Consider the following 10268-nt stretch of genomic DNA (forward strand, 5'->3'; position numbering starts at 1 on the left):
TTTTTTCGCTAACGTAAGCAATAGTTATGAGCTGTTTATTTTAAAGTTCCTACTGTTGTTGAAGTGACGAGCAGTTTAGTTCAATAAAGTTTTAGAAAAGGGCAACCCAAATAAAATATCAGTTTGCCCTTTTCAAAACTTATTAAATATTTTAATGGCTTATTTCAACTAAATGTTTTATAAACTTATTTGCTGCTACTGACAGAGGAATCTCTTTTCTGGTTATTAGCCCAATTTTTCTGTTTTCTATTTTTTCATTTAAACACACTTCAAATAATTCCCCTTCGGATAATTCTTTCAAAACCAATTCTTTAGTTACAAATGCAATTCCCATTCCGATTTTTGCACATTCAATTAATAATTCAACACTTCCAACTTCAATGTCGGGTTTTACATTTAACCCTTGTTTTTGAAATAGTTGATTTAGAAATCTTCTTGAACTGCTCGTTTCCGAAAAGGAGATAATGGGGTAGTTAAGCATCTCTTCAAGAGAAAGATGATTATTAGCTAAATTTTTATATTTTTCCCCTACAATAAAGGTGCTACTAATGCTTAAAAATTCGGTTAGCGTTATCTGAGAATGATCAATAGGTAAATGAATTACACCAATATCAATAAGTCCCTTTGTTAACTTATCCAAAATTTTGGGTGTAGAACCATGTTGTAGCTTAATCTGTATTTCTGGAAACATATCTTGGAATGTTTGTATATGAGGCAGTAAAAAATGTTTACATGTCGAATCACTACCTCCGATTGTAACATGACCACATTTTAAACTTTTTATCTCAGAAATCTTTCGCTCAGCGTTATCAATTAATCCAAAAGCTGGACTAATATAACCAAATAGTGTTTCGCCTTCATGTGTCATTGTAACTCCTTTTGAGGTTCGAACAAATAATTGAATCCCAAGGCTTTCTTCTAATTGTTTAATGGCATGACTAACGCTTGGTTGTGTTATATATAACTTTTTTGCTGCCTTACTGAAGTTCTTTTCCATAGCCGTAACATAAAAAACACGATACAGATCTAATTGCATGATATAGATACCACCTATAACTGTTATGGATTATATTAATTTTATTTATAACTTAATCGTAATTATAATAAAGATATAGAAAATAATAAATAATTTGTTAATAAGGGGAGTTAGGAATTGGAAAAGAATATTTTTGATGAAAAAGCCCGTAGCCCATGGACACCATTAAAAGGTGTAAATGCAATAAGTGTTTCACCAAGTAAAAGAAGAATAGATGGAACAATTACTATTCCTGGGAGCAAAAGTTTCACGAATAGAGCACTAATTATAAGTGCTTTAGCGAATGGCAAGTCAAAAGTTAAAGGTATTTTAAAAAGTGATGATTCTTTTTGGTGTTTAGATTCCTTGAAAAAGTTGGGTGTAAATATAGAAATCCAAGGAGAGACAGTTTTCATTGAGGGGAATGGTGGAAATTGGAAATCGGGTAATTTGTATATTGGTGCAGCAGGAACCATTGCACGATTTTTGCCTGGAGCGTTAGCTGTTTCTGGTGAAGGGACTTGGGAAATAGTAGCCAGCGAAAGTATGAGTAAACGACCTGTTTCACCCTTAGTAGATGCTTTGAGGGAGCTTGGTGCTGAAATAACATATCTATGTAATGAAGGTTACTACCCGTTGTTAGTACAAGGAAAAGAATTAACTGGAGGCGAGGTCAGCCTTTCGGGTAATATTTCTAGTCAGTTTATAAGTGGTCTATTGATTGCTGCACCTTATTTGAAAGATACGATCACAGTCAATATTAAGGATCATATAGTTCAACATTCATATGTACTTTTAACTTTAGAATTAATGGAGAAATTTGGTGCAAAAGTTCAATATGATAACGAACTAAAGAAAATAGTAGTATATCCTTCGCGGTACACTCCGCAAGATATAAATTTAGAAGCGGATGTTTCAACTGCCTGTTACTTTCTTGCCCTTGCAGCAGTGACAAATGGTAGAATACGAATTGATAATCTAACTTTGGCAACAAAGCAACCAGATATTAAAATGGTTGATGTCCTTGAACAAATGGGATGTAAAGTAACAAAGGGTTCATCATTCATTGAATTAGAGGGGGTAACCCAATTAAAAGGTGGGTTTGAAATCTCTATGAGGGAGATGTCTGATCAGACATTAACATTGGCAGCAATTGCTCCATTCGCAGATGGACCAATAACCATTAAAGATGTTGAACATATTCGTCATCATGAATCGAATCGAATTAGTGTAATATGCGAATCACTATCTAGGTTAGGAATCAAAGTGGAGGAATTTAAAGATGGATTAAAAGTTTATCCAGGTAACCCAAAACCAACTTTACTAAATACGCATGATGATCATAGAGTGGCAATGTCATTAGCACTTATTGGTTCAAGGGTTGAAGGGATACAAATAAATGATCCAGGATGTGTTTCTAAAACTTGTCCTCAGTATTTTGCGTTGTTGGAGAGGTTAGGTCTAAACATATTTCAACATGAAATTTTCTAGTAATAAAAAAGAATGATATAAAATTAACTCAGGGCGATTCTTAAGATGACAGTCACCCTTTTAGAATTCATATAAATAATATTTTGAAATATTGCACTTAAAGCTAAAGGAGTGCGTTTCTGCAATAAAGCAGGAACGCATTTTTTTGAGCATGGAAAAGGAAATTAATGTTAAAATTAAGATAATGGTTATACAAGTAACATTCCAGAAGAGTTCAATAAGGGAATGGAACATAGTTATATTATTAAAGCGCTAGTTAGGAGTTTGACCGATGAAAATAAGCAAAAGTAATGCAGAACATTATATTTGGGGCGATAATTGCGATGGATGGTATTTAGTTAATAATAACGATCTAAGTATTATTCATGAACGTATGCCCCAAAATACATTAGAAGTGAGACACTATCATAATCACTCCCAGCAATTTTTCTTTGTCTTATCAGGAACAGCTACGCTTGAGGTTGATGGAACTATAATAGAATTAAATTCACAAGAGGGCTTCGAGGTTCCGCCACTTGTTCCACATCAAATGTTTAATAAAAGTAATCAAAACTTAGAATTTATTGTAACTTCTCAGCCAAATAGCAAGGGCGATAGAGTTTTAACATCAGAATAATCTTGTACTTGCGATTGCTCAATAAAGGGTAATCGCTCTTTCTTGTTGAAGTAAAGGTCATAAGAATTTAATAACCTATCCTAGGCAAGAGTACATGGTTTCGAATTAACGATTATTGAGAGGTAGGAATAATATGGAAATATTTATCCGAAACGCTAATAAAAGTGATTACAATTCTCTATTGCCTTTATTCAGGCAGGTTCACGAATTACACGTTTATGAAAGACCGGATTTATATAAAGAGAATTCTACTCCAGTAAGTCAGGAGTTCTTTGAAAACCAGTTAGCTGATGACAGACAGCATATTTTTGTGGCAACCAGAGGAATTGAAATAGTAGGAATTGTTGTGTTGAAGGAAGAAGAAATAGCTGAAAATTCATTTGTGAATGCGAGAAATATATTATTTATAAACAGTTTATGCGTTGCTGAAACGCAGAGAAAGAAGGGTATCGGAAAAAGACTTTTGCAATATGTTTTTGAGTTTGGGAGAAGCCTAAAAGTTGATAGTATTGAATTGGGAGTTTCAGAGAAGAATTCTTCTGCAATTGAATTTTATGAGTCAATTGGTATGGCAACAAAGAGTAGAAAGATGGAGATTCTATTGAACTAAGGAAAGCGCTGCAATGCAGCAGAAACACTACTAACGAACAGGTTTGTGCAATAGAATGTAATAAAGGAGAAGGAGAACTGTGGAACGAAAAATAGAATGTTTAGGTTGTAGCTTAGCAAATAAGAAGCTGCCAACAAATATTGTGTATGAAGATAACTATGTTGCTTGTGTTTTAGACCATGCTCCTTTTAATGAGGGACATACTTTAATTTTACCAAAACAACATTTTGTAGATGTTGATGAACTTAATAGTGAAACCGCAAATGCTATTATGAGTGCTTCTATACTACTATCAAAAGCGTTAAAGCAACTATATAAACCTGACGGGATAACGGTTACACAAAACGGTGGTATATTCAATGAGCTATCTCATTACCATATGCATGTTGTTCCAAGGTATAAAGAACAATCATTTGCAGATTTCTACAACGAGGATGTAGTAACAGTTAAAAGAACCAGTGACCTCTCCGATTCAAAAAAAATGTTAATTGAAGCGATAAACAATTTTAGATAGAAAGTTCTTTTTTTCAATCAATGAGAGCAATAGTTGAACAAACAATACTGTCTGTGTGAGTAAGTGCTATTGGGGAGTTTCCTTGAATAAAGATTATAAGATGGAGGCAATTATGGCGGATTATACTAAAGACATAAGAGAACTAATAGGCAGCAGACCTTTTATTTTAGTAGGCTCAACTATTGTAGTCATGAATGATAATAAAGAGATTTTATTTCAACACCGTTCTGATACAGAAGAATGGGGATTGCCTGGCGGAGCAATGGAAATAGGTGAGAGTCTGGAGCAAACAGCCGAGCGTGAGCTTTATGAAGAAACTGGTTTAAAGGCAAAGTCGTTAAAATTTGTAGATGTTTTATCAGGAAAAGACTATTATTTTAAATACCCTAATGGTGATGAGGTTTATAACGTTATAACCGTATATCTTGCAGAAGAAATCAGTGGAAAGTTAGCCATGAATGATGATGAAAGTTTGGAGCTAAAATACTTTTCAATAAGTAAGCTCCCTTCAAACATAGACGTAAGAGCAAAGTTAATCATTGAGAAACATTTTTTATAGTTATCTCACAGTAGGGAATCGTTAACCCAACAAGGTCAGCTGGCTTTATTGTTGGGTTAACAGAAGAAGTGGTTTAGAAAAACAGTTGCATTATAAATTCTGAGTGAATATATAAATACATAAAATCAAGGTGGTAATAAAATGGGGATGTCGGATTATTATAAAAAACTTCGAGAAAAAGTCGGAGATGAACTAATTTTTATGCCCAGTGTAGCAGGGATTGTTCGAAATGATTTGGGAGAAATTTTATTACAAAACAAAGGGAATGGCGAAAAGTGGAGCCTTCCCGCAGGTGCGATTGAACTTGGGGAAGCACCTGCCGAAGCAGTTGTTCGCGAAGTATGGGAAGAGACAGGATTATATGTTGTGCCTATAAAGTTATTGGGTGTATTTGGTGGGAAAGACTATCGCTATCAATATCCTAATGGTCATCAAGTAGAATATAACATCTTTATGTTTGAATGTGTTATTCAAAGTGAAGAATTAAGTCCGGTAGATAACGAAACGGCTGAACTTCAATATTTTAGTCCAAGTAATATGCCTGAACTTGCTTTGCCTTACCCTACAGATTTATTTTTACATAACGAAAATAACGAATTATATTTTCAGTGGAATGAACAATGGTTAAAAAATCTATCTCAAAAGTAACTATTTCTTGTTAAGCTAACTGGTAGCGTTCCTGCAATAAAGCAGGAACGCATTTTTTGAATACGGAAAAGGAAATTAATGTTAAAATAAAAGAATGGTTATCCAAGTAACATGGCAGGTTTGTAGAAAAAGGTTTTTGTTTTAACAGCAGAGGTTTTATTAGGGAGGAAAGATTACTAAATGAAAAATAAAAAGTATATAATCATTGGACTTTTAGTCAGTATATCTCTCTTCTCTTTAAAAATGTTTAATGATTATAGCTTAGATAGTATCATTAGTTACAATTCAGCAAATTTTGAATCACTGTTGGTAAATTTCGAGTTGTTTACAGATAACAAGGGACACGCAGAAGATTTATCGGAGTTTTTGAGCCAATACAGAGTAAAAAAAATAAGTAAGTTTGAATACGAAAGAGAAAGAGACTTGAAAGAAACGAAGGGTTTTCATGTTTTTGTAAACCCTCAAAAAGGAAAAACTACAATGGTTTTCATTTACGGAGACCGTTTGCATCGCTTTGATAGTAGTTATTATAAGATTTTAAATGGTCCGATTGATATGGATTGGGTCAATGATTTCATAAAGGAATTGGAACAAGAACAATAAATTATGAGTTCTAAACTAAAAAGATTATGAATCACTGTACTTAAAGTAACGTGCAATACCACAAGAAGGATTTCGCTTCTGTTGTTATTGGAGCAGTTAGCGGCACAAACTCCCTATATTATTATAAGGAGCCCATTCTTTTTAATTTTGGCTCTGTTGATACTTGTGAGAAAATAAAATGTGTGACTGTTTGTGCGTAGGGGTTTATCTCTTCAATAAACTGCTCCGCTTTTGAGAAGCTATCAAAGTGCATTTTAAGCATATAACAAGCATTACCTGCTATGCGATAACAAAACTGTACGTTTGGAAGCATTTCAATAAAATTTTTAAAAGTTTTGTAATCACCATTTTTAACGGTAGCCTCTATTATACATTGAATAGGAAGACCTAATTTGTCGTAATCAATTTCCAAAGTGTATTTCTTAATAATGCCGTATGACTCCATTTGCCTAACCCGTTCTGTTACGGAAGGAGAAGATAAATTTACCCTTCTTCCAATCTCACTCATAGATAGGCGACTATTATTATGCAGTTCATCTAAAATCATTCTATCAATATCATCAATTTTCATTTTTAAAGGCATCTCCCTTTTATTCGTTTATTATTTAAGGTTTAAGTGAATTATTTGTTATTCATTTAATGTGATTTGTGCACTTTGTTTTCTATAATTAAATATACAAAGGGGGATTTTAAATGGCAAGGATTAAGGAATCAAATTTTGGTGACACATCCTTTCAACGGCTTTTAGGACACAACTTAGAAGTGATGCAAGGATGGTGCTATTTGGGAAATGTATTAGAAAAAGAGGGTTTACTCTCTGCTAAACTGAAAGAGCAAGTTAGGAGAACATTAGCTCAAAAGAATGGTTGTGAATATTGTAAAGCCAAAGGTAAACCTGAACTTAGTAGATTTGACGAAAAAACATCTATTGCGGTTGCGTTTACTGAGGTGTTTCTAAAACAAAAAGGTGAAATATCAGATTCATCTTTTAGAATCTTGAGGGAATACATGACTGAGGGAGAAATTAGTGAACTTTGTGCATTTATTTCTTTCACTACCGCTTCACAATACTTTGGAGCTATGATGAAATTAGAACCAGTGAGGAATCAACAATAGGTCTATAAACTATTCGACTAAAGAAGAACGTGGATTTTGATTCTTCAATTTTTAAACGAGCGTTAGTATAACAGACATCCCCACTTATCGCGCTAATGAAGTAGGTTAGCACAAGAAGAAAAGAGGAGAAGTGGAGTTGTCGATGAAGTAGCCTCTATTGTGCTAAAGAAACAGTAATCCTAAGCGAGGGTTAAAATTTTTAATGTAAACTCATGAAAAGAAAAGAGGAAGGATATTGAATGTAAATAAAATAATGTTTAAATTATCGGTTTTGTTAATTTTGTTTGGTATAACGGCTTGCTCTTCAAACCCTGACTTTAAATTATACGAAGGTAAGCCACTAAATATTGCAGTTATTGGAGAGATACCAGATGTAAAAGAAATCCAAATAAGCTTTGAAACAATTGATTTTGACCATCTGCTAAAAGAGGATTTAAAAAGATATGATGCTGTGTTTATAACGAAAGAAAACTTGTCTGAGGCTTCTGAAAGTAAATATGCTGATGTATATTTGAATTCAAACTTGCCATTTATCTTTATTGAAGCTACGAAGTCTTATCGTTCTTTTATTGAAAAAGACTTAAACTATGAAGATGATTTAGATTTAAAAGAAACCAGTAAACACTATGCTATAGGCTTTCTCTCTTCTGCGGAGGAAGAAGGTAAGTATTGGTATTATGGACTATACAATGACAAGGCAAGTCCTGAAAATATTAAAGAGATGTACTCAAGAATTTTCTCGACAATAGAAAATAGTCAGTAACTTTTTTGTGCTAACGGCAAGCATTTCTGCAATAGCAGCAGTGAGGAGAGAAGTAAAATGAAGTATTCATTATATGGTACAGTCTTCCTGGTCTTATTCTTTTTAGTTTTAACTTTTTAAATTACGATGCCTTTGCTTTGGTAGTAGGCTTTATTGACTGGGCAACTCGTTATCTACTACCTTGGATAGCATTATATTGGTTTGTGCAATTTGTAAAAAGTAAAAAAGGGTAGCAAATTCACTGTTCCAGTAACTGATGCGTTTCTGCAATAAAGTAGAAACGCATTTTTCTTGAACATAAAAAAGGAAATTAATGTTAAGATGAAAACAATGGTTATTCAAGTAACGGGCAGCATTGTTAAATAAAGACATGAAAGAATTGGGCGTGGGTTGTCCAGTTTTTAATGAATAGGAACCAGTGGAATAGTACAGTTAGATATAAGGGGTTTTTATGTATTTAACTCTTCTTCTATTATCAATTGTGGGCATGGTTACATTGATATGCGTTTTGGTATTTATTATTTATAAAATATTAAGAGATAAAAAGAACGGTTACTCTTGGTTCTCTTTGATATTAATCGTTTTCTTTTTAGGTCTTGCTATTTGGCAAAGTTTAACTTTTTTAACATAAGGCTTTAATTCTTTTTAAAGTAATGGGTAGAATACTTGAACAAGCAGGATAGTTTATTTTGGAGGTTGAAATAGATGAGCCAAAAAACTAACTTAGTTTTAGATATTGCAGGCGTGATAGCAACTAACTTTTCTCCGATATTTTGGGAGTGTTTATCTTTAAGATTTGAAGTTTCATATGATGACCTTATCAAGTTTAGAAAGGAAGTCCGAGAACAATTATGGACAGGGAAAATTACAGATGAAGAATTTTGGGATAAGTTGATAGAGAGATTCCCAACCATAGATAAAGAGTATGCTGTAACTAAATTACTATCAGTAATTAAGCCTTTACCTGCTCTTGAGGAAATCCCATTATGGAGCAATTATGCTAATATTCACTTATTAAGTAATCATCGTATAGAATGGGTGGAACATATAATCAGACCAGTTGAAGTCTACATAAAAAGTATAACTATTTCTGGTGAAGTAGGGTTTTGTAAACCACAAGTTGATATATACTTAAAAGTAAATTCCTATTTAAACGGAAATGAGAATGTGTTATTCGTTGATGACCAAGAGAAAAATCTGATTGAAGCACGTAACTTAGGTTGGAATACTTTACTGGCAGACGATAAATATAAATGGATTAAAAATGTTAGCCATCAGTTATTGAGCTAACGGGTGCAATAGTTGAAGATCCAGAAAGCTGCATATGCGGCTTTTTTTATTACTTGAAAACCGAAAATATTTTTCAGTAAAAGGGATAGGCGGTTTAGTGAAACGTGATTTGTCTACATCTAAAGTTGTAGATAAATCACGCATTTTTTACGAGTTGATTTAATACAAGATTTTGTATTATCGATATTAGGTAGGAGGTGTTTATGGCGAATATGGCTGGTTTAATGATACGTACAAATAAGTTAGAAGATATAAATTACATTGTATGAGCTATTCAATAAAGGAGAGAAATTTATGAAGTTCAATGAAATTACATTATTAACGAACAAATTAGATGAATTGAGAGATTTTTATAAGAACACACTGGAGCTCCAGGTTATTAAAGAAGATTTGCATGAATTTACAGTGAAGGCAGGTTCTACTGCTGTTAATTTTCAGGAATCAGAAGGGGATACAGATCCTTTTTATCACTTCGCCATAAATATACCTCAAAATAAAATGGAAGAAGCGAAGGATTGGATTCAATCAAAAGTGTCATTAAATAAAGAGCAAGAGTCGGATGAAGTATTCTTTAAAAGCTGGAACGCCCATGCCGTATACTTCGAAGACCCTTCAGGAAATATCCTAGAATTTATTGCCCGCCACAATTTGAATAATGGAGTCGATCATAGCTTTTCATCTGATGATTTTCTTAACATTAGTGAAATAGGGATAGTCGTTGATGAAGTGATTCCCTTTGTCAGGACATTAAATCAAATGGGGATTCCTAATTGGAGGGAAGATAGTGAAGGGTTAACCCCAGTCGGCGACGAACACGGTCTTTTTATAACAGTTAAGAGAGGGCGCAGGTGGTTTTTCTCAAATAAAGATGCAAGTTTTTTCCCTTTTGAAGTGTCCATTGAGGGAATGGGGAAGATGTCGGTAAAAAAGCAGGATGGAAAAGTAGTAATTAATTAAAAAAAGACGAGTGCAAGATTGAACAAGGAACTGCCATATTGACAGCTATTATGTTGTAACATAAGAAAAGAGTTTGCAAAAAAGGG

Annotated in this window: 13 protein-coding genes; 11 read left to right on the forward strand and 2 right to left on the reverse strand. The window is 33.4% G+C overall.

Features of this window, described 5'->3' with window-relative positions; genetic code table 11:
* Nucleotides 1–151: 151 nt before the first annotated feature.
* Nucleotides 152–1036 carry a LysR family transcriptional regulator gene (locus JCM9157_RS21860; RefSeq protein ID WP_235715076.1) on the reverse strand — a complete coding sequence of 295 codons (885 nt, stop codon included), beginning with the start codon at nucleotides 1034–1036 and terminating at the stop codon, nucleotides 152–154.
* Nucleotides 1037–1153: 117 nt separating this feature from the next.
* On the opposite strand from JCM9157_RS21860, the gene aroA reads away from it, so the two are divergent.
* From aroA to JCM9157_RS21895, 7 genes are all read left to right on the forward strand, one after another.
* Nucleotides 1154–2506: a 3-phosphoshikimate 1-carboxyvinyltransferase gene (aroA, locus tag JCM9157_RS21865; protein ID WP_035668350.1), complete on the forward strand. Its 1353-nt coding sequence runs from the start codon at nucleotides 1154–1156 to the stop codon at nucleotides 2504–2506.
* 271 nt (nucleotides 2507–2777) lie between these two features.
* On the forward strand, nucleotides 2778–3122 hold the full coding sequence (locus JCM9157_RS21870) for a cupin domain-containing protein (RefSeq protein ID WP_035668352.1): 345 nt from the start codon (nucleotides 2778–2780) through the stop codon (nucleotides 3120–3122).
* 133 nt (nucleotides 3123–3255) lie between these two features.
* Nucleotides 3256–3732 (forward strand): GNAT family N-acetyltransferase, encoded by a 477-nt coding sequence (locus tag JCM9157_RS21875; protein WP_035668354.1) that lies wholly within the window; start codon nucleotides 3256–3258, stop codon nucleotides 3730–3732.
* Between the two features lie 91 nt (nucleotides 3733–3823).
* Complete coding sequence (locus JCM9157_RS21880) at nucleotides 3824–4246, forward strand: HIT family protein (RefSeq protein ID WP_235715078.1); 423 nt, start codon at nucleotides 3824–3826, stop codon at nucleotides 4244–4246.
* A gap of 112 nt (nucleotides 4247–4358) precedes the next feature.
* Nucleotides 4359–4805, forward strand: coding sequence for an NUDIX hydrolase (locus JCM9157_RS21885; RefSeq protein ID WP_052013311.1), 447 nt, complete (start codon nucleotides 4359–4361; stop codon nucleotides 4803–4805).
* A 141-nt stretch (nucleotides 4806–4946) separates the two neighbouring features.
* Complete coding sequence (locus JCM9157_RS21890; protein ID WP_081734287.1) at nucleotides 4947–5453, forward strand: NUDIX hydrolase; 507 nt, start codon at nucleotides 4947–4949, stop codon at nucleotides 5451–5453.
* 180 nt (nucleotides 5454–5633) lie between these two features.
* On the forward strand, nucleotides 5634–6056 hold the full coding sequence (locus tag JCM9157_RS21895) for a hypothetical protein (RefSeq protein ID WP_035668358.1): 423 nt from the start codon (nucleotides 5634–5636) through the stop codon (nucleotides 6054–6056).
* A 121-nt stretch (nucleotides 6057–6177) separates the two neighbouring features.
* Here the strand turns inward: JCM9157_RS21895 and JCM9157_RS21900 are convergent, their stop codons facing one another.
* Nucleotides 6178–6627: an Lrp/AsnC family transcriptional regulator gene (locus JCM9157_RS21900; RefSeq protein ID WP_035668360.1), complete on the reverse strand. Its 450-nt coding sequence runs from the start codon at nucleotides 6625–6627 to the stop codon at nucleotides 6178–6180.
* 122 nt (nucleotides 6628–6749) lie between these two features.
* On the opposite strand from JCM9157_RS21900, the gene JCM9157_RS21905 reads away from it, so the two are divergent.
* The 4 genes from JCM9157_RS21905 (at nucleotide 6750) to JCM9157_RS21920 (ending at nucleotide 10182) form a co-directional block, all read left to right on the forward strand.
* Nucleotides 6750–7172, forward strand: a complete 423-nt coding sequence (locus tag JCM9157_RS21905) for a carboxymuconolactone decarboxylase family protein (RefSeq protein WP_035668362.1) — start codon at nucleotides 6750–6752, stop codon at nucleotides 7170–7172.
* 235 nt (nucleotides 7173–7407) lie between these two features.
* On the forward strand, nucleotides 7408–7935 hold the full coding sequence (locus JCM9157_RS21910; protein ID WP_235715077.1) for a hypothetical protein: 528 nt from the start codon (nucleotides 7408–7410) through the stop codon (nucleotides 7933–7935).
* A gap of 705 nt (nucleotides 7936–8640) precedes the next feature.
* Nucleotides 8641–9225, forward strand: coding sequence for an HAD-IA family hydrolase (locus tag JCM9157_RS21915; RefSeq protein ID WP_035668364.1), 585 nt, complete (start codon nucleotides 8641–8643; stop codon nucleotides 9223–9225).
* A gap of 294 nt (nucleotides 9226–9519) precedes the next feature.
* Complete coding sequence (locus JCM9157_RS21920; protein ID WP_035668366.1) at nucleotides 9520–10182, forward strand: toxoflavin lyase-like VOC family protein; 663 nt, start codon at nucleotides 9520–9522, stop codon at nucleotides 10180–10182.
* Nucleotides 10183–10268: the final 86 nt, after the last annotated feature.

It is taken from the genome of Halalkalibacter akibai JCM 9157, assembly GCF_000513135.1.
Lineage (GTDB): Bacteria > Bacillota > Bacilli > Bacillales > Bacillaceae_D > Halalkalibacter > Halalkalibacter akibai.